Origin of the sequence: Promicromonospora sp. NPDC052451 (genome assembly GCF_044547525.1) — a bacterium.
GTDB lineage: Bacteria > Actinomycetota > Actinomycetes > Actinomycetales > Cellulomonadaceae > Promicromonospora.
Window position 1 is genome coordinate 410,110 of sequence record NZ_JBIUAP010000003.1, and the last position, 19,111, is coordinate 429,220.

The following is a 19,111-nucleotide window of genomic DNA, read 5'->3' on the forward strand; positions in this document are numbered from 1 at the left end:
GAGGAGGCCCGATGAGCCGACGGATCCTGGTGGTCGACGACGAGGAGGCGATCCGGGAGGTCGTCCGGACCGGCCTGGAGGTGGTTGCCGGGTGGGACGTGGACGTGGCCGCGGACGGTGCCCAGGCGGTCGCGTCGTGCGAGGCTGACCCCCCGGACGCGGTGCTGCTGGACGTCATGATGCCGGCGATGGACGGGCCGGCCACGTTCTCCCGTCTCCAGGAGAACCCGCGCACCCAGGACGTGCCGGTCATCTTCCTGACGGCGAAGGTGCAGCCCGCCGAGCGGCGCCGGTACGAGGAGCTCGGGGTCGCCGGGGTGCTGGCCAAGCCGTTCGACCCGTTGACGCTGCCCGATCAGATCGCGGACCTGCTCGGGTGGACCTGACACGTCCCTGGTCAGGGCGCGGTGCGCGGGCAGAGTGAGAAGCGGAAGGTGAAAAGCGGAAGGTGAAATGCAGGGCCCACACGGCTGACCTACTCTCGCCGTATGGGGTCGCCGCGCTCCGCGCAGGGGTCACGGGAGAGCTTCGTCCGCTGGTGCTGGGTCGGCGGCACGGCGCTCCTGCTGTTCGTCGTGGCGCTGGCCGGGCCGCTGGAGCAGTCCGTCCGCCAGCAGATCTCGATGGTGGCGCTCGCGGCCGCCGGTGTCGTCACGGCGGTGAGCTGCGGGTGGCGTGCGGTGCAGTCCAGGGGTCGCCGACGTCGGGCCTGGGGTGCGCTGTCCCTGGGCGGTGTGGTGGGGCTGGCCGGGAACGTGTACTCCGGGCTGGCGGGCGACCCGGAGACGGGTGACGCCGTCTACATCGCGGCGCTGCTGTTCGGCGTGGTGGGGCTGTCGCTGTTCCCTGCGGTGCGGCCGCGCGGCCAGGACCTGGTGCGGATGCTCCTGGACAGCGTGGTGGTGGGCGGCTCGGTGCTGTACATCGCACTGTTCGCCGTGGCGCTCGACCCGGTCGCGCAGGCCACGCAGCCGGCGTTCACGGCGTACGCGCTGCCCGTGGTGGACGCGCTGCTGGCCACGCTCGCGGTGCAGGTGCTGACTCGGTCCAGTGCCGCCGAACGGGTGCCGCTGGTGCTGGTGGGTGGCGGGTTCGTGCTGTACACGGTGGCGGACGTGGCGTTCGCTCTGCTGTCGGCGACGGACGGGTTCACGTTCGGCAGCCCGGTCGATGCCGGGTGGGTGGGCGGCTACCTCGCCATCGCCCTGGCCGCGCGCCATCCGGCGGCCTCCGGTGCCCCGGTCGTGACCCGGTCCGGGGAGGGGACTCCCGTGCTGGGCACGGTGGTCACGTTCTGCCTGTTCCTGGCCGCTGCGCTGACCCGCGTGACCCAGGCGCAGGGTGGTGCGGGCCTGCCGTGGGTGGCGAACGCGCTGTGGGTCGCGGTGCTCGTGGCGGTCGTGGTGCGGCAGATCCTGGTGGTGGTGGACAACGAGTCCCTGCGGCACGGGCTGGAGCGGCGGGTGCGGGAACGCACCGCGCAGCTGCGCTCGCTGGCCAGCGAGCGGGAGCGGACGCTGGAGTCCGTGGCCGACGGGATCTACGGGGTGGACCTGCAGGGCAGGGTGACGTTCGTGAACGCGGCCGCGGCGCACACGCTCGGTGCGCCCGCCGGTGAGCTGGTGGGCCGCGACGCGCACGCCACCTTCCACGCCCCGGCGCAGGACGGCACCCGGCTGCCCGCGGAGAACTGCTACATCACCGAGGCGGTGCGCGACGGCATCACGGTCACGGCCGAGCAGGACGTCTACCTGCGCCTGGACGGCAAGGAGGTGCCCGTCGAGGTGACGGCCAGCCCGTTGCGCGACGACGGCCGGATCCGCGGCGCGGTCGTCGCGTTCCGTGACGTGACCGAACGACGCGAGATGGAGAACATCAAGGACGAGTTCGTGTCCGTGGTGAGCCACGAGCTGCGCACCCCGCTGACCGCCATCCGCGGTGCGCTCGGCCTCCTGGACGGTGGAGCGTTCCACGACGCGCCCGAACAGGCCGCACGCATGGTCCACATCGCCCTGGGCAGCAGCGAGCGCCTCGCGCGGCTCGTGGACGACATCCTGGACGTGGAGCGCCTGGACGCCGGCACGACACAGCTCGAGCTGGCCGACCACCCGGTCAGCGAGCTGGTGGCCGCCGCGGTGGACCAGGTCTCGGTCCTGGCCGACGAGGCCGGCGTCACCCTGGCACCGCAGCACAGCACGGAGGTCGTCCGTGCGGACGCCGAGCGCATCGTGCAGACCTTGACCAACCTGCTGGGCAACGCGGTGAAGTTCTCCCCGCCGGGCAGCACCGTGCGCGTCACGAGCGTGCCCGTGGGGGACTTCGTCGAGCTGCGTGTCGAGGACGAGGGACGCGGCATCCCGCCCGACAAGCTGGAGGCCGTCTTCCGGCGGTTCGAGCAGATCGACGCCTCGACGACGCGTGAGCGGGGTGGCTCCGGGCTCGGGCTGCCGATCGCGCGCAGCATCGTGGAGCTGCACGGCGGACGGTTGTGGGCCGTCAGCGAGGGCGAGGGGCACGGATCCAGCTTCCGGTTCACGCTGCGCCGCGCCGCACCGGAGACGGGCCGGGCCCCTGAGCCCCGGCAGCAGGGCGTCCAGGCACCGACCCGGGTGCTGGTCGCCGACGACGACCCGGACGTCGTGGAGGTGCTCCGCGCGGTCCTGGAGGCACGCGGGTACGACGTCGTGGGCGTCACCGACGGGCAGGCCGTGCTCGACGTCATCGACGACGAGCATCCCGACGTGCTCGTCCTGGACCTCGCGATGCCGGGCACGAGCGGCGCCGAGGTGCTCAGCCAGCTGCGACGGTCCGCGGCCACGGCCGGGGTGCCGGTCGTGGTGGTGTCCGGGACGCGGCCGGGCGACGTGCTGGAGACCGCGGCGCTCGCGGACGACTGGCTCGTCAAGCCCGTGGACCCCGCACGCCTGATCGAGACCGTCCGGGACGTCATCCGCCGCCAGCCGCACCACAGCCGGATCCTCGTGGTCGAGGACGACGACGACCTGCGCAGCGTGGTGGCGACCGTCCTGGAGAACGGGGGTCTCGCCGTCCGGCAGGCGCGCTCGGTGGAGGAGGCCAGGGGAGCGCTGGCGCACGGCGCCGACCCGGACCTCGTGGTCCTGGACCTCACCGTGTCCGGCGGGGGCGGGCGGGAGCTGGTGGCCGACCTGCGGCGTGACGGGCGGCTGCGCCGGGTGCCGCTGGTCGTCTACTCGGGTGCCGAGGTCGGCACGCAGGAACGGGAGGACCTCCAGCTGGGCCGTACCGTGTTCCTGACCAAGGGGCAGGCGGCGCCCGACGCCGTGCTGCGTTCCGTGCTGGACCTGCTGGACGCCGCGGCCGGGCGCACCGGTGGGCTCGGCGAGTCCGGCGATCTCCCGTCCTCGAGGACACCATGACTGACCCACTGACTGACCGACTGACCGATCCGCGGCCCGACCCACTGGTCATCCGTGTCAGTGCCGGGACCGGCACCGGGCGCACCACCCTGGCCGCGTTCGACGCCGCCCTGGCGAGCGCTGGCGTCAGCGACTTCAACCTCATCCGGCTCAGCTCGATCATCCCGCCAGGCAGCCGCGTCCAGGAGGTGCACGGGCCGGGACAGCTGCGCGGCGCGCACGGGGACGCCCTGTACTGCGTGTACGCCCGGGCGCACGCCTCTTTGCCCGGGCACGACGCCTGGGCGGGCATCGCCTGGTCCCGGCACGACGACGGCGACGGGGCCGGCCTGTTCGTCGAGCACGAGGGCCCCTCGCGCGAGCAGGTCTCCGCAGACCTCACGCACAGCCTGGAGGACCTGTCCGCCACCCGCGGCGGCACCTACCGGCCCCAGGGGCGGCGCATCGTGGGCATCACGTGCCGGACGCTGCCCGTGTGCGCCGTGGTGGTCGCGACCTACCGCAGCGTCGGCTGGGGGGTGCCGGGCCATGGACGCTGACGTCGTCCTGCGCGAGACGGTCTCCGGCGCGGTCGCGGACCGGTTCTGGGCCCTGTACCTGGAGGCCTTCGAGCCGCTGCGCACCCGCGCCGCTGCCCGGCACGTGCTGCACCGCCAGGAGTTCGACGCCGAGATGACCGACCCGCGCGTGACCAAGCTGCTGGCCCGGGACGAGCACGGCGAGGCGGTGGGGCTGACGACGCTCGCGACCGACCTCGCCGCCGTGCCCTGGGTGAGCCCGGAGTTCTTCGCCGCCCGCTACCCCGAGCACGCCGCCCGCGGCGCGGTCTGGTACGTCGGGTTCACGCTCGTGCACCCGCACCGCCGGTCCACCCGCACCTTCATGGACATGATCGACACCCTGGTCGCCCACCTCGCCGAGCACCGCGTGGTGTGCGCCTACGACGTGTCCCGGTTCAACGACGAGTCGCTGCGGTTCGCCGACCACCTGCGCCGCCACCTGGAACGCACCGGAGACGTGACCGTGGAGAACGTGGACCAGCAGACGTACTACGCCTCCACGTTCCACTGACACCCGTATGACACCCGTATAGCACCCGTACGACGACGGGCGCGGCACGGGGTTCCTGCCTACCGTCGGAACTAGGCGGGGCGGCCTGGGGCAGGGGCCGTCACCGAGCGGAGGAGGGCTCGTGGACCGGTTCCTGGCACCCGAGGCGGTAGGACTGCGGCAGGTGCCGTTCACGGTCCTGTACGCGATCACATGGCTGCTCACCTTCCTCGTGCCGGGCGGACCGGTCCAGGCGGGAGCCGCCACCTGGTTCGGCATGTGGCTCGGCCTGCTGCTCGTCCTGGCCGTGCAGAACGCCGGCGTGCTGATCCCCTGGGCCCGTGTCGCCGACACGTGGCAGTCCGTGCTGCCACTGGCGCAGATGGGCGCCCTGGTGGCCCTGCAGGACGGCTCCGGCGCCGCCGTCACCGCCGCGGACGCGCTGCTCGTACTGCCCGCAGCCACCCTGGGACTGCGCGGGTCATGGTCCGCCGTGGTGCTGGCCGTCGCCGCCGCGACCGGCGTCCAGGTCGCCACGGCGCTCGCGGCACCCGAGGCCGCCGTCGACCTGCTCGTGCCCCGGACCGTGGTGATGCCTCTGGTCGCCCTCGTGGTGGCCCTCGGCAGTGCGGGAGTGGCACGGCTGGTACGGGACCGCCAGGCACAACCCGCCGGGCAGTCGCAGTACGACCTGATCGCGATGCTCAGTCACGAGCTGCGCTCGCCCCTGACCTCGGTGCTCGGGTACGCACAGCTCATGGACACGGACACGCTCACGCCCGAGCAGCACCGGTACGTGGGCGTGATCGAGCGCAACGGGCGGCGGTTGCTGCACCTGACCGACGAGCTCATGGTCAGCGCCCGCTTCGCGGCAGGGCAGCTCGACGTGCACCCCAGGGACGTGGACCTGGCCCGGGTCGTACGGGCCCGCGCCGAGGAGCTCGGCCCCGCGGTCGACGCCGCCGGGCTGACGCTCACCGTGACGGCACCGGACACCACCACGGATCTGCGCACGGGCCCGGACGCGCACCCAGGCACGGACCCGGCCACGGTGCCGGGCGACCCGGAGCTCCTGGCGCAGATGGTCGACACCCTGGTGAGTCACGCCCTCCGGCACACACCACGCGGCGGCGCCGTCACGCTGCGCGTCGACGTCCACGACGACCACGGTCCCGGCGGGCCCAGGCCACCGACCGGGGCCACGGACGGCCCGGCGGGCCGCCGGGTCCTGCTCGAGGTGTCCGACACCGGCACCGGCCTGCACCCCGACGAGCTCGCAGGACTCACCACCCGCCCTCACGGGGCCGACGGCGCCCCCTGCCGGCCCCGTGAGATCGCCCTCGGGCTTCCCGTCGCCCAGGCCATCGTCGACGCCCACGGCGGCACCCTCGACGTACAGAGCACTGCGGGGGAGGGGACCAGGGTCACGGTGACCCTGCCCTCGTCCGCACCCCGCTGAGCGCGCCCCTCACTCCATCGCGCCCGCCAGCGGGTGCGACCGGATCGCCGCCGCCAGCTCACCCTCGATCCGGTCCAGGTACACACCGGTCGTGGCGATCGACGCATGCCCCAGCAGCTCCGCCACCACCTTCACGTCCCACCCGTCGGCCACCAGCAGCGTCGCCGTGGTGTGCCGCAGCGCGTGCGGCGTCGCCTCGCGCTGGTACGGCGCAGGCATGCGGCGCACCGCCCGCGCCAGCAGCGCCCGGATCGCCTGGGTGTCGATCCGGCGGCCACGCCACGACAGCAGCAGGGCACGCTGCGCGTCCTCGTCCTGCGGGCGCTTGGCCGCCAGCGACGGGCGCAGACCCGACAGGTAGTCCTCCAACGCCCTGGACAGCGGGGGCGACAGCGTCACCGTGCGGGTACTGCCACCCTTGCCGCGGATCCGCCACGTCGCCCGCCCCGGCTCCCGCGCCACGTCGTCCAGGTCAGCGCGCGCCAGCTCCGAGACCCGCGGACCCAGCACCAGCAGCAGCGCCACCACCAGCCGGTCCCGCAGCACCAGATCCTGGTCCGTCCGCGCCGGCGCCTCCGTCGGCGCGACCGCCAGCAGGCTCCGCGCCGCCCCCGCCGACAACGCCGTCCGCGCCGTGCGCAACGTGCCCCGCACCTTCGCCGGGGGAGCCGCCCACTGCATCGGGTCCGCCTGCACCCAGCACTCCCGTGCCGCGTACGCGAAGAACCGGGTCACCGACTGCCGGAACCGGTTCACCGTCGCCGTGCTGCGCCCCGGACCCGGCTTACGGCCCGGATCCGTGTACCGGGCGTCGGGCGCCGACTGGTACCGCACCAGCACCGTGTCCACGTCAGCACCCGTCACGTCGTCCAGGACCCGCTCCCGGCCCGCCAACCGCCCGAACTCCGTCACGTCACGCGTATAGCTGCGCGCCGTCGCAGGAGACAGGACACCACGGATCGTCTCGACCTCCACCGCCGCCAGATAACGGCGCACGGCTTCGTCGACAGTGATGCGCTCAAGGCGCGGAGGAGCGACCATGACCGCCACCCTAAGCGCCACCACTGACACTCCCGATATGCCGGAATGCGCCCCTGACCTGCGACAAGACCCACCCCCACCACATAGGCCCCGGCACACCCGCGAACGCCGCGAGCGCCTGGGCATCTCGTACGTGGTGGTGGGGCAGGAGCTGATGGAGGCGTTCGACCCGGTGCGGCGGATCCTGGCAGGGGAGTAGGGGCACCTGCCGGACACGGTGCGGGTGCCCGTGGTTGAATCCGCGGGTGCGCGCCATCCAGTTCGACGAGTTCCACGGTCCCGTCCAGGTCCGCGAGGTCCCTGACCCCGTCGCGCCCGACGGCGGTGTCGTGGTCCGAGTGCACGCCACCGGCCTGTGCCTCAGCGACTGGCACGCCTGGTCCGGGCACGACGCCGACATCACCACCCTGCCGCACGTCCCCGGGCACGAGCTCGCCGGCACCGTCGCGCAGGTGGGCGCGGGCGTCACGCGCTGGCACGTGGGGGACCGGGTCACCGTGCCGTTCGTCAGCGGCTGCGGCACCTGCCACTGGTGCCGCACGGGGCAGGCCCAGGTCTGCCCCGACCAGACCCAGCCCGGCTTCACCCACTGGGGCTCCTACGCCGAGCTCGTCGTCCTGCACGCCGCCGACGCCAACCTCGTCGCCGTCCCGGACGACATCACGCTCGAGACCGCCGCGAGCCTCGGGTGCCGGTTCGCCACCGCCTACCGCGCCGTGGCCGGACGCGCCCAGGTCCGGGCAGGGGAGTGGGCAGTCGTGGTGGGCGCCGGTGGCGTCGGGCTCAGCGCCGTCATGATCGCCGTGGCCCGCGGCGCCCACGTCGTGGCCGTCGACCGCACCCCGGCCGCCCTGGACGCCGCACGCCGCGCCGGCGCCACGCACACCGTCCTCGCCGACGGGCTCGACGTACCCACCGTGGTGCACCAGCTCACCGGCGGGGGTGCGCACGTCGCCGTCGACGCCGTAGGCAGCGAGCAGACCTGCGCCGACGCGATCACGAGCCTGCGCCGCCGCGGCCGCCACGTCCAGGTAGGGCTCTTCGCCCCGGTCGACGGCGGCCCGCGCGTTCCGATCGGCCGCGTCATCGCCTGGGAGCTCGACGTGCTCGGCAGCCACGGCATGGCCGCCGCCGACTACCCCGAGATGCTCGGCCTCGTGTCGTCCGGGGCGCTGCGCCCGCAGGACCTGCTGGACCGGGTGGTCGGCATGGCCGAGGCCGCCGAGCTGGTCCCGACCATGGACTCCGCCCCGCGCGCCGGGATGGTCGTGCTGGACCCGCGACGCCCCTGAAGCCCCTGAGCGTCGCCGTCACCCACCGCCCGCCGCAGGACCGCGTCCAGCGGCTCCGGCACCCGGTCCAGGGGGAGCACCTCCACCAGGCGGCGCGCATACCGCTCCTTGCGGCCGCTCCGGCTCCCGAGGAAGCGGTGCAGCACCCGCGTGGTGGACCACCCCTGCTGGGCCGGCTGACGCCGCAGCCGCTCGAAGCTGCCCAGCTCACCCTCCGACCCGATCAGCGCCAGGAACCGCTCGGTGCCCACGGCCCGGAGCAGCTCGTCCTCCAGGTCACGCTCGCACCGGAAGAAACCGGCGCTCGCCAGGGGAGCGGCGCTCGCGGACGGACGCAGGCCGGCGCGGTCGAGGCCGTTGACGACGAAGCGCTCCTCGGCGGCGTCGTACAGGCCGCACAGGCGTACCGTCCGGGCCGGGCCGGTGGGGGGCGGGGTTGTGTGCTCGCTGGCGGGGGGTCGCTCGACAGCGGGCAGTCGCTCGCCGGGGGACCGGTGTCCTTCTGCGAGGTCGGTGCCGGGTGCGCGGAGCCGGGTGCTGCTGTGCGGATCGGTGATCTCCGGATCGGCGACCTCCGGATCGGCGACCTCTGCCAGGGCCGCGAGGTAGTGGCCGATGTTCGTGATGCCACCCATGGCGATGATCTGCACGCCGAGGTCCGGCAGGGGGAGCGCCCGGCGTGCGGCGAGAGCGTCGATCGCCGCACGGTCGCTGTCGCCCTCCACGAGCACCACGGTGCGCGTGGACGCCGCGAGCATGCCGTCGAGGTTCATCGTCTCCGGATCGTATGTCCCGGACGCCGCCGATCGCCGCTCGTTTTCGGTGCGCTGCCGCCCCAATATGCTGAGGTTTGCATAGGTTTGTGTTGCGCTATACACAATCCTTTAGAGCAGTGGTCACGTCCCGATGCGGAAGAGGGCGGGGAAGGGTGATCAATCCAGAACGGCCCGGCGTGCAACCGGGGCCAACCACGAAGACGCGCCAGTCCCGTTCGGCGATCCACACCGCCACGGCGAGCTGATTCGGTCATCCGCACGGTGGCGCCGGAGGGGTTTCGGCCATCCGCACCGGTAGCAACGGCGAGCTCGGTCGAATGCACCAGTGGCGACAGCGCGTTCGGTCCGATGCCCTGAGATCGGTCGTGCGATGGGCCGATCTCAGGGCATCGGACCGAACACAGGCTCCGGCGTCGTGCAATGGACCGAACGGCCGAAAGGCTCTTCGGCGGCCCGTGGCGCTGCGGGCAACGTGCAGGCTCACGCGGCAACCCGCCACGTTGCGGTCAGCTAACTTGCGCAGCGATCTCAGGGCTGCGAGAGAGCTCGGCGCGAAGCGGTGCGCGGGGACTCTGAACGCGAAGGTATGAACCCGGCCGCCTGCACCGCGGGGCAGAGGCAAGACACCCCTGCATCGCCGCCGAAATGACATAATGTGCATTATCGGTTCTGCTGCTGAAGACCGGAAACACAAGCACCAGGTGCACACTTGCCACGACGCAGCTACGCGGACGCAGTCACACGGCAGAATCACGGGACGGCGCGATCGGCCATTCCTCGAACGCCGCGCAGCGTCCGGCGCCGTCGAACGTGAGCAGCCACAGATCGCGCCAGCTCCCGTCAGGAGCCTCGTACTCCACGGCGACCCGTACCACCGCCGTCGGACCGTCGACCGCGACCACCTCGCTGGTCATCGTGAACGCCTCGTCCGGGCCGTCGCGGTGCGCGTCCCAGAACTCCCGCAGCGCCGGCAGCCCCACGATCGGTTCCGCCCACGGCGACGTCAGGTACGAGGCGTCGGCGCTGAACAGGTCGGCCAGACGCTCCGTGTCGGGCGTGCGCCACAGCCGCTCGTAGTCGCGCACCCAGTTCTGCACCAGGGTGCGATCCACCGTTCCACCTGAGTGCGTCATGACACGACACTACTCATCCGGCATCCCGGATGCCCGGCCGGTCGACCTGCTCCGCCAGGTGCTGCGGTGCCTGGATGCAGTACGAATCGGTGAGCAGCTCGGTCAGCTCCTCCCAGTCCGTGGCCTCGTCCAGCACCAGTCCGACGACGTTGCTTCCCCAGTCCGCCTTGAAGTACTGCGGGCCCAGGTGCTGGAACGCCTCGACCTCGTCGGGTTCGGCGCGGAACGTGATCCGGACCAGGCCGTCCTCTCCCCCGAACACGTGTGCGACCGTCGCTCCCCGCGTCTTCCATGCGACACCCGTCCAGGCGTCGTGCTCCTTGCACTCCGGCAGGTGTTCGAGGATCGCGGCGAGCCGGAGGACGGTGTCGGTCGGTACGGGGGCGCGTTCGGTCACGGCAGGAGTCTCGCACCCGCCACTGACACGCCCCCCTCCCCCGCCCGGGCCCTACCGACGCCCGGGCCCTACCGACGCCCGCCCCGCCCCGACGTCAGACCAGCCCCGACGTCAGACCAGCCCAAGCTCCCGAGCCCGCACGCCCGCCTGGAACCTGGAGCCGGCACCGAGCGCCTCCATCAGCTCCGCGACCCGACGGCGGTAGGTGCGCACCCCCAGCCCGAGCATGCGAGCGGCCGTCTCGTCCTTGACGCCCTGACCGAGCAGGTCCAGCACCTGGGGCGCGATCCGGCGGATGTCGGCGATCCGCGCGTCGTAGACGGCCAGGTCGGTGGCCGAGCGCCACGCCGCCTCGAACAGCGAGGTGACGCCCTGCACGGTCTCGGGCTGGGTGATCACGCTGTAGCTGCGCTGCCCTGCGGTGAGGTCGCCGGCGATGATCACCAGCCGGCGGTCGAGGATGATCGTCTCGTTGATCTCCTCGGTGGTGATCCGGATCTGCGCACCGTGCCGGTCCCGGTCGCGGGCCAGACCCCGGGCCGCGAAGGCGTCCAGCAGCAGGGCGGAACGGTAGACCTTGCGGATCTTCACGTCGCCGGGCCGGCGGTGCCGGACCAGGTGGGCGAGCTCCTCCGACGTCTGGGCGGCCGCCCACGTCGCGAGGTCGTTGGCGGCACACGACACCTCGGTGGCCGTCGCGAACAGGTGCATGGTGCGCTCCATGAGCTCCTGCTCCCCGCGCACGATGGTCACGGCCTGGCCCGTCTGCATGACCACGATCCTCCCTCCTGCCGCTCCCCCGTGCCAAGGACGGCAACAACCTGCCATCGTGCCGGGACCGGCGGCAGACGGCGTGACGCTGGACGCATGACGACAACACCCACCGACCCGACCACCACCACGACCCCCGACGCCGCCGCAGCCGGCACCTGGCAGCTCGGCGACCGGACGGTCCACCGCATCGGCCTCGGCGCCATGCGGCTCATGGGCATGCCCTGGGACCCGCCGCGGCCGCGCGCGGACTCGATCGCCGTCCTGCGCCGGGCCGTGGAGCTCGGCGTGAACCACATCGACACCGCCGCGTTCTACTTCACGCCCGGCCGCTCCGCCAACGAGCTGATCAGCACCGCCCTGCAGCCCTACGGCGACGACCTGGTCATCACCACCAAGGTGGGCCCGGCCCGGTCCCGGGACGGCGGGTTCGAGCCGATGGCCCGCCCCGACCAGCTGCGCGGCCAGGTCGAGGAGAACCTGCGCCAGCTCGGGCGTGACCACCTCGACGTGGTCAACCTGCGCTGGGGCACCGGGCACGAGCAGGACCGGGAGTCGGTGGCCGAGCACTTCGGCGCCCTCGCCGAGCTGCGCGACGCCGGCCTGATCAGGCACCTCGGCATCTCGAACGTGCTGCCGGAGCAGCTCACCGAGGCACTGACGGTGGCGCCTGTCGTGTGCGTGCAGAACCAGTACGGCCTGACCAACCGGTCCGCCGACGAGCTGCTCGCGCTCTGCGGGGAGCACGGCATCGCGTTCGTGCCGTTCTTCGCGGTCGCGGGTGCGGCGCCCAGCCCGTCCGGCTCCGCACCGGCAGACGGCGCGCCGTCCGACAGCGCCCCGACAGGCGACGCCGAGCTGGCCACGGTGGCGAAGGCCCACGGCGTCACCCCGGCGCAGGTCCGCCTCGCCTGGACCCTGCACCGCGGCCCGCACGTGCTGGCCATCCCCGGGACCGGCAGCGTCGCCCACCTGGAGCAGAACGTCGCCGCGGGCGCCCTGCGCCTCACGCAGGACGAGCTCGCCCTCCTGGACGCGGTCGTACCGGCCGCGTGACGACGCACGTCGGCGGCGTCGCGCCTCGGTGGTTCCGGGGTGCGACGCCGCCGACGGCGTCCCGGCGCTCACCGCGAGCGCCGTCGTCCGGGTGCTGGGGGTGGGGTCAGCGGTACTGCGCGACGATGGGGCAGTCCATGGGGTCGGCGTGCCCGAGGCCGACGCGGTTGAGGTAGTCGACGATGATCCCGTAGGACTCGAGCAGTCCGGTCTCGGTGTAGGGGATGTCGTGCTCGGCGCAGAAGTCCTGGACGATGGGGCGTGCGTGGCGCAGGTTGACGCTGGGCATGCGGGGGAAGACGTGGTGCTCGACCTGGTAGTTGAGGCCGCCCATGGCCCACTCGACGAACCGGCCGCCGCGGATGTTGCGTGAGGTGAGGACCTGGCGGCGCAGGAAGTCGATCTTGAGGTCCTTGGGCAGCAGGGGCATGCCCTTGTGGTTGGGGGCGAAGGTGGCGCCCATGTAGGTGCCGAACACGGCGAGCTGGACGGCGAGGAACGCGGTGCCGAGGGCGGGGCCGAGCGTGAGGAGCACGAGGGCGGGGAACCCGATGAGGCGGATGCCGAGCAGGACCGCCTCGGCGCCGCGGTGCTTGATCCCGGGGACGGTGGCGAGGGTCTGGACCGAGTTGGCGTGCAGCACGGGGCCGAACAGGGTCAGCATGGGGAAGAACAGCCAGCCCTGGCGGCGGGTGACCCAGCCGAGGATGCCGGTGCGGCCCTGCTCCTGGCCCGGTACGAACACGAGTGCGCCGGTGGCGATGTCGCCGTCCTTGCCGATCACGTTGGGGTGGCCGTGGTGGCGGTTGTGCTTGCGGTTCCACCAGCCGATGGAGAGGCCGACGACGAGGTTGCCGACGATGCGGGAGAACCACTCGTTGCGGCGGCCGGAGGCGAAGATCTGCATGTGCCCGCCGTCGTGGGCGAGGAACGCGCCCTGGGTGAACACGATGCCGAACAGGGCGGCCACGGCGAGCTGCCACCAGGTGTGGCCCAGGGTGAGCAGCAGGGTGAACGCGAGTGCCAGTGCGGCAGCGACGAGTGTGGTGCGGCCGACGTACCAGCCGACGCGGCGGCCCATGAGGCCTGCGGCGTTGGCTCGTTCGACGAGGTCGAAGTAGTCGTTGGTCTGCGCGTTGCGGGCGGTGCGGCGTTGTCGGGCCGCCCGCGGCGGGGCCTCGGTCGTCGTCATGGCGTCAACCTAGGAACGGGGTCGTGGGTGTGGCGTCCCCCGTGGGAGCCATTCGGACCCCCTACGTGAGTAGTGGGTCGTCGTCCTGGGTGACGGGGAGGGTGGCGGTGAGCTCGAAGCCGCCGTCGGGCGTGGGGCCGGTGGTGACGGTGCCGCCGAGGGCGGCGGCGCGTTCGCGGATGCCGGCCAGGCCGAGGCGGGCGCCGGGGGTGGGTTCGTCGTTGCGGGCGGGGGCGGTGTTGGTGACGTTGACGAGGAGGTCGTGGGCGTCGTCGGAGAGGGTGATGGTGACGGCGGCGGTGGATCCGGGGGCGTGGCGCAGGGCGTTGCTGAGGGCTTCCTGGACGGCGCGGAAGGCGGTGAGGCCGACGGCTTCCGGGACTTCTGCGGTGGTGCCGGTGTAGGTGATCTCGATGCCGGAGGCGCGGGTGGACTCGATGAGGTCGGCGACGTCGGCGAGTCCGGGCAGGGGTGCGGTGGGGGCGGTGTCGTGGCCGCGGAGGATGCCGAGGAGGCCGCGCATCTCGGCCAGGGCGCGGCGGGAGGAGGTGGCGATCTCCTCGAACTCCTGCTGGACGGCGGGTTCGAGGCCGGGTTGGCGGTAGCGGGCGGTGGTGGCCTGGACGGTGATGACGGACATGCTGTGGGCCACGACGTCGTGCAGCTCGCGGGCGATGCGGTTGCGTTCCTCGAGCTCGCGGCGGCGGCTGGTCTCGGCGGCGCTGAGGCGTTCGGCCTGTTCCATGCGGACGATGCTGAGGATCCACAGGCGCATGAGGACGCCGACCAGGGCGATACCGCCGCTGAGGGAGACCAGGACGACGCCGTTGGCGACGCCGCCCTGGGCGAGGTGGTGGGACAGGGCCGCGGGCGTCAGGACGGTGAGCAGGGCGCCGGCGAGCCAGAGGGAGGCGGCCCAGTACCAGGGGTGGCGCAGGGCCAGCACCAGCACGGTGAGGCAGTGCGTGAGCAGCACGGTCACGGGCCAGGGCCACGGCCAGGCGGGGCCGGCGTGGGAGGTGACGATCATGAGCGGCAGGGCTGCTGCGACGGAGGCGCCGAGGCCGGCCCAGGGCCAGCGGACGGCGAGGATCGCGGCGGCGCAGTGCAGCAGGGTGAGGCTCATGGCCGCGGCGGGGTGCGTGTCGTAGCCGGTGGCGGTCACGGGCCAGCCGACGGCGGCGAGGGCGACGGCGGCGACGATGACCACGGTCCAGAGCCAGACCACCTCTCGGCGGGCGATGGAGGACGCGGTCAGGTCGAGCCGGGCCAGGGAGCGCAGGGAGCGCAGCCGGGGTCGGCGAGCGCCGCGGGCGGGTGCGGTGCCCGGCGCGGTGCCCGCTGTCGCGGGTGCGGTGTGTGGGTGGTCCATCACCGGCAGGTTATGCGCTGGGGTGGGTGTGTCGCGTCACCCGTGAGAGCGAAGTTGGGGGTGTCGGCTAGGTTGGGTGGGTGCCGCTCTCCGACGCCGAACCGATCCGTGTGCTGGTGGTCGACGACCAGTCGATGATCCGTGCGGGGTTCGCGGCGCTCCTTGAGGCGCACGAGGGCATCACGGTGGTGGGGACGGCGGACGACGGCGTGGGGATCGCCGAGGTGGTGCGGCGCACGCGGCCGGACGTGGTGCTGATGGATGTCCGGATGCCGAAGGTGAACGGTCTGGACGCGACGCGCACGATCATGGGGATGCCGGGTACGGGGCCCAAGGTGATCATCCTGACGACGTTCGACGCGGACGAGTACGTGTTCTCGGCGTTGCGGGCGGGGGCGAGCGGGTTCCTGCTGAAGGACTCGCCGCCGGAGGAGCTGACGCATGCGGTGCGGGTGGTGGCCGCGGGTGAGGCGTTGCTGTCGCCGAAGATCACGCGGGCGCTGATCGCGGACTACGCGGCGCGTCCGACGCGGCCTTCCGCGCCGGACGCCACGCTGGGGGCGTTGACGGACCGGGAGCTGGACGTGATGCGGTTGGTGGCGGGCGGGCGGTCGAACGCGGAGATCGCCACGGAGCTGTTCCTGGCGGAGCAGACCGTCAAGACGCACGTGTCCCGCATCCTGAGCAAGCTCGGGCTGCGGGACCGGACGCAGATGGTGGTGTGCGCGTACGAGTCGGGTCTGGTGCGTGCCGGGGGCTGACGGACGGCCTACTGCTGGACGTACTGTGCCAGGTGCTCCCCCGTGACGGTGGACCGCTGGGCGACCAGGACGGCGGGCGTGCCCTCGAACACGACCTGCCCGCCGTCGTGGCCGGCGCCGGGTCCGAGGTCGATGAGCCAGTCGGCGTGGGCCATGACCGCTTGGTGGTGCTCGATCACGACGACGGACTTGCCGTGCTCGACGAGCCGGTCGAGCAGCGCGAGCAGGTTCTCGACGTCGGCGAGGTGGAGGCCTGCGGTCGGCTCGTCCAGGACGTAGACGCCGCCGGGTTCGCCGAGGTAGGTCGCGAGCTTGAGGCGTTGCCGCTCGCCGCCGGACAGGGTGGTCAGGGGTTGTCCGATCGTGAGGTAGCCGAGGCCGACGTCGGACAGGCGCTGCAGGATCTTGTGCGCGGCCGGGGTGCGGGCGGGGCCGCTGCCGAAGAACTCCTCGGCCTCGGTGACCGACATGCCCAGGACCTCGGCGATGTTGCGGGCGGTCTCGCCGTCGCCGAGCCGGTACTCCAGGACGGCGGCCTGGAACCGCTTGCCCTCGCACTCCTCGCAGGTGGTGGCGACGGTGTCCATGAAGCCGAGCTGGGTGTAGACGACGCCGTTGCCGTTGCAGGTGGGGCAGGCGCCCTCGGAGTTGGCGCTGAACAGGGCGGGCTTGACGCCGTTGGCCTTGGCGAACGCCTTGCGGACCGGATCCAGGAGCCCGGTGTAGGTGGCGGGGTTGGAGCGCCGGGAGCCCTTGATCGCGGACTGGTCGACGATGACGACGTCGTCACGGCCCGCGAGGCTGCCGTGGATCAGGGAGCTCTTGCCGGAGCCTGCGACACCGGTGACGACGCACAGCACGCCGAGGGGCACGTCGACGTCGACGTCGCGCAGGTTGTGGGTGCTCGCGCCGCGGATCTCCAGCGTGCCCGTGGGTGTACGGGTCTCGTCCTTGAGGCGGGCGCGGTCGCCCAGGTGCCGCCCGGTGAGGGTGTCGCTGGTGCGCAGGTCGGCCACGGTGCCCTCGAAGCAGATGGTGCCGCCGGCGCTGCCGGCGCCGGGCCCCAGGTCGACCACGTGGTCGGCGATCGCGATGGTCTCGGGCTTGTGCTCGACGACGAGCACGGTGTTGCCCTTGTCGCGCAGCTGCAGCAGCAGGTCGTTCATGCGCCGGATGTCGTGGGGGTGCAGGCCGATGGTGGGCTCGTCGAACACGTAGGTGACGTCCGTCAGCGCGGAGCCGAGGTGGCTGATCAGCTTGGTGCGCTGCGCCTCTCCCCCGGACAGCGTGCCCGACGGCCGGTCCAGGGACAGGTAGCCCAGACCGATCTCGACGAACTTGTCCAGCAGGTTGCCCAGGTTGCTCAGCAGCGGCGCCACGGACGGCTCGTCCAGGCCGTGCACCCACGCGGCCAGGTCGCTGATCTGCATGGCGCACGCGTCGGCGATGCTGATGCCGCGGATCTTCGAGGCGCGGGCGCTCGCGGCCAGGCGGGTGCCGTCGCACTCCGGGCAGGTGATGAACGTGACGGCCCGGTCCACGAACGCGCGCAGGTGGGGCTGGAGGGCGTCGCGGTCCTTGGTGAGCATCGAGCGGCGCACCTGCGGCACCAGTCCCTCGTAGGTGAGGTTGGCGCCGCCGATCTTGCGCTTGGTCGCGTCCCGGTAGAGGAAGTCGTGCCGTTCGGTGTCGGTGTAGTCGCGGATCGGCTTGTCGCCGTCGAGGTACCCGGACTCGGTGAAGAACCGCACCGACCAGCCGCCCGCCTTGTAGCCGGGCACGGTGATGGCGCCCTCGTTGAGCGACTTGTCCTCGTCGACCAGCTCGGCGAGATCGATGTCGGAGACGGTGCCGCGACCCTCGCACCGCGGGCACATCCCGCCGTGGTAGAGCGCCTCGCGCACGATCTGCTTCTCACCGGTGGCCGACGTCATCACGCCGCTGGCCGTCCGGGCGGGCACGTTGAACGAGTAGGCGACCGCGGGGCCCGCCGACGGTGTGCCGAGACGGCTGAACAACAGGCGCAGCAGCGCGTTCGTGTCCGTCACGGTGCCCAGGGTGGAGCGCGGGTTGGCCCCCAGCCGCTCCTGGTCGACGACGATGGCCGTGGTCAGGCCCTCCAGCAGGTCGACGTCGGGCCGGGACAGCGACGGCATCATGCCCTGCACGAACGCGCTGTAGGTCTCGTTGATCATCCGCTGCGACTCGGCGGCGATGGTGGCGAACACCAGCGAGCTCTTGCCGGAGCCGGACACGCCGGTGAACACCGTCAGGCGGCGCTTGGGCACCCGGAGGCTGACGTCGCGCAGGTTGTTCTCCCGTGCGCCGTGCACGGCGATCGTGTCGTGCCGGTCGGCCGGGTGGACGGCGTCGGGCGTATCGGTCGCGGAGGCGGTGCCCGGCGTCGTGCCGGGAGTCGTGGTGGTGGTGCTGGCTGCGTTCATGCTGGACCTTCCAGGAGGTGCGGACAGGCCGGGGATGCACACGGTGCGGGCCTCAGAGCTGCTTGATGCGCACGGTGTTGCCCGCCGGGTCGCGGAACGCGCAGTCCCGGAACCCGTAGGGCTGGTCGACGGGCTCCTGCATGACCTCGGCCCCGCTGGCCTGCACCCGCTCGAACGTGGCGTCCAGGTCGTGCGTACCGAGGATGACCGCGGCGTAGGTGCCCTTGGCCATCATCTCCGCGACCGTCTGCCGCTCGGCCTCCGTGACGCCCGGGTCCGCGCCGGGCGGAGTCAGCACGATCGAGGTGTCCTGCCCGGCGGGCCCCACGGTGATCCAGCGCATGGTGCCCTGCCCCACGTCGAGCTGGACCTCGAAGCCCAGGGCGTCACGATAGAACGCCAGCGACGCCTCGGGGTCGGTGTGCGGCAGGAAGGTCTGGTGGATGGTGATGCTCGGCTGCGTGCTCATGAGAGCCACGCTAGATCCGGTCAGCCGGTGCGCGCTTCTCGATTCCTGACCGGCCGGGTGACCTGCTTGGCGATGCACGCCGGCAGCCCGGCGGTGTCCACGCCCTGACCCGCCAGCACCGGGTCCTCGCGGTACACGCTGGGCGGTACGCCCACCAGCTCCGTGAACCGGGTGCTGAACGTGCCCAGCGACGAGCAACCCACCGCGAAGCACACCTCGGTCACGCTCATGTCACCGCGCCGCAGCAGCATCATGGCCCGCTCGATGCGCCGCGTCATGAGGTAGCTGTACGGCGACTCCCCGTAGGCCGCCTTGAACCGGCGCGAGAGATGGCCCGCCGACATGTGCACGCCGGCCGCGAGCGCCGCGACGTCCAGCGGCTGGGTGTACTCGCGGTCCATGCGGTCGCGGACACGGCGCAGGAGGGCGAGGTCGCGCAGGTGCTGCGGGTCGGGTGCGGTGCTCACCCGGTGATGGTGCCACGGTGTGTGCGGGTCCGT

At 72.5% G+C, this 19,111-nt stretch carries 17 protein-coding genes and 1 pseudogene; 8 read left to right on the plus strand and 10 right to left on the minus strand.

Annotation, left to right across the window (positions count from 1 at the left end; all coding sequences use genetic code 11):
• Positions 1 to 11 precede the first annotated feature (11 nt).
• From ACIG47_RS07575 to ACIG47_RS07595, 5 genes are all read left to right on the plus strand, one after another.
• Positions 12 to 386 carry a response regulator gene (locus tag ACIG47_RS07575; protein WP_397417370.1) on the plus strand — a complete coding sequence of 125 codons (375 nt, stop codon included), beginning with the start codon at positions 12 to 14 and terminating at the stop codon, positions 384 to 386.
• A 102-nt stretch (positions 387 to 488) separates the two neighbouring features.
• The gene (locus ACIG47_RS07580) at positions 489 to 3,398 is read left to right on the plus strand and encodes a response regulator (protein WP_397430286.1); all 2,910 of its coding nucleotides are present in this window, start codon (positions 489 to 491) and stop codon (positions 3,396 to 3,398) included.
• Positions 3,395 to 3,937: a pyruvoyl-dependent arginine decarboxylase gene (locus ACIG47_RS07585; protein WP_397430287.1), complete on the plus strand. Its 543-nt coding sequence runs from the start codon at positions 3,395 to 3,397 to the stop codon at positions 3,935 to 3,937. The genes ACIG47_RS07580 and ACIG47_RS07585 overlap by 4 nt, the downstream gene beginning before the upstream one ends.
• Positions 3,927 to 4,469, plus strand: a complete 543-nt coding sequence (locus ACIG47_RS07590) for a hypothetical protein (RefSeq protein WP_397430288.1) — start codon at positions 3,927 to 3,929, stop codon at positions 4,467 to 4,469. Before ACIG47_RS07585 ends, ACIG47_RS07590 begins: the two co-directional genes overlap by 11 nt.
• Before the next feature lie 121 nt (positions 4,470 to 4,590).
• Positions 4,591 to 5,907, plus strand: a complete 1,317-nt coding sequence (locus tag ACIG47_RS07595; protein ID WP_397430289.1) for a sensor histidine kinase — start codon at positions 4,591 to 4,593, stop codon at positions 5,905 to 5,907.
• 9 nt (positions 5,908 to 5,916) lie between these two features.
• On the opposite strand, the gene ACIG47_RS07600 is transcribed toward ACIG47_RS07595, so the two are convergent.
• Positions 5,917 to 6,948: a tyrosine-type recombinase/integrase gene (locus ACIG47_RS07600; protein WP_397430290.1), complete on the minus strand. Its 1,032-nt coding sequence runs from the start codon at positions 6,946 to 6,948 to the stop codon at positions 5,917 to 5,919.
• Positions 6,949 to 7,193: 245 nt separating this feature from the next.
• Between ACIG47_RS07600 and ACIG47_RS07605 the strand changes: the two genes are divergently transcribed.
• Positions 7,194 to 8,240, plus strand: coding sequence for an alcohol dehydrogenase catalytic domain-containing protein (locus ACIG47_RS07605; protein WP_397430291.1), 1,047 nt, complete (start codon positions 7,194 to 7,196; stop codon positions 8,238 to 8,240).
• Between the two features lie 602 nt (positions 8,241 to 8,842).
• Here the strand turns inward: ACIG47_RS07605 and ACIG47_RS07610 are convergent.
• From ACIG47_RS07610 to ACIG47_RS07625, 4 genes and pseudogenes are all read right to left on the minus strand, one after another.
• Positions 8,843 to 9,013 (minus strand): annotated as a pseudogene (locus ACIG47_RS07610) (TOPRIM nucleotidyl transferase/hydrolase domain-containing protein); the annotation flags it as partial.
• Positions 9,014 to 9,753: 740 nt separating this feature from the next.
• On the minus strand, positions 9,754 to 10,149 hold the full coding sequence (locus tag ACIG47_RS07615; RefSeq protein ID WP_397430292.1) for a YybH family protein: 396 nt from the start codon (positions 10,147 to 10,149) through the stop codon (positions 9,754 to 9,756).
• Positions 10,150 to 10,162: 13 nt separating this feature from the next.
• On the minus strand, positions 10,163 to 10,546 hold the full coding sequence (locus ACIG47_RS07620; protein ID WP_397430293.1) for an MmcQ/YjbR family DNA-binding protein: 384 nt from the start codon (positions 10,544 to 10,546) through the stop codon (positions 10,163 to 10,165).
• Between the two features lie 111 nt (positions 10,547 to 10,657).
• Entirely contained in the window at positions 10,658 to 11,317 is a 660-nt protein-coding gene (locus tag ACIG47_RS07625) for a DNA-binding response regulator (RefSeq protein ID WP_397417391.1), read from the minus strand.
• A gap of 96 nt (positions 11,318 to 11,413) precedes the next feature.
• On the opposite strand from ACIG47_RS07625, the gene ACIG47_RS07630 reads away from it, so the two are divergent.
• On the plus strand, positions 11,414 to 12,373 hold the full coding sequence (locus ACIG47_RS07630) for an oxidoreductase (RefSeq protein ID WP_397417394.1): 960 nt from the start codon (positions 11,414 to 11,416) through the stop codon (positions 12,371 to 12,373).
• A gap of 106 nt (positions 12,374 to 12,479) precedes the next feature.
• Here ACIG47_RS07630 and ACIG47_RS07635 read toward each other — a convergent pair whose 3' ends face one another.
• Together ACIG47_RS07635 and ACIG47_RS07640 are read right to left on the minus strand one after the other, a co-directional pair.
• On the minus strand, positions 12,480 to 13,565 hold the full coding sequence (locus ACIG47_RS07635; protein ID WP_397430294.1) for a fatty acid desaturase family protein: 1,086 nt from the start codon (positions 13,563 to 13,565) through the stop codon (positions 12,480 to 12,482).
• A gap of 61 nt (positions 13,566 to 13,626) precedes the next feature.
• Entirely contained in the window at positions 13,627 to 14,937 is a 1,311-nt protein-coding gene (locus ACIG47_RS07640) for a sensor histidine kinase (protein WP_397417399.1), read from the minus strand.
• 80 nt (positions 14,938 to 15,017) lie between these two features.
• Here ACIG47_RS07640 and ACIG47_RS07645 point away from each other — a divergent pair, with 80 nt between their 5' ends.
• Complete coding sequence (locus ACIG47_RS07645) at positions 15,018 to 15,698, plus strand: response regulator (RefSeq protein WP_397417402.1); 681 nt, start codon at positions 15,018 to 15,020, stop codon at positions 15,696 to 15,698.
• 8 nt (positions 15,699 to 15,706) lie between these two features.
• Here ACIG47_RS07645 and ACIG47_RS07650 read toward each other — a convergent pair whose 3' ends face one another.
• The 3 genes from ACIG47_RS07650 to ACIG47_RS07660 are packed head-to-tail and all read right to left on the minus strand — an operon-like array spanning position 15,707 to position 19,012.
• The gene (locus ACIG47_RS07650) at positions 15,707 to 18,142 is read right to left on the minus strand and encodes an ATP-binding cassette domain-containing protein (protein ID WP_397430295.1); all 2,436 of its coding nucleotides are present in this window, start codon (positions 18,140 to 18,142) and stop codon (positions 15,707 to 15,709) included.
• 52 nt (positions 18,143 to 18,194) lie between these two features.
• Entirely contained in the window at positions 18,195 to 18,611 is a 417-nt protein-coding gene (locus ACIG47_RS07655) for a VOC family protein (RefSeq protein WP_397430296.1), read from the minus strand.
• A 20-nt stretch (positions 18,612 to 18,631) separates the two neighbouring features.
• Entirely contained in the window at positions 18,632 to 19,012 is a 381-nt protein-coding gene (locus ACIG47_RS07660) for a helix-turn-helix transcriptional regulator (protein WP_397417544.1), read from the minus strand.
• Positions 19,013 to 19,111 lie beyond the last annotated feature (99 nt).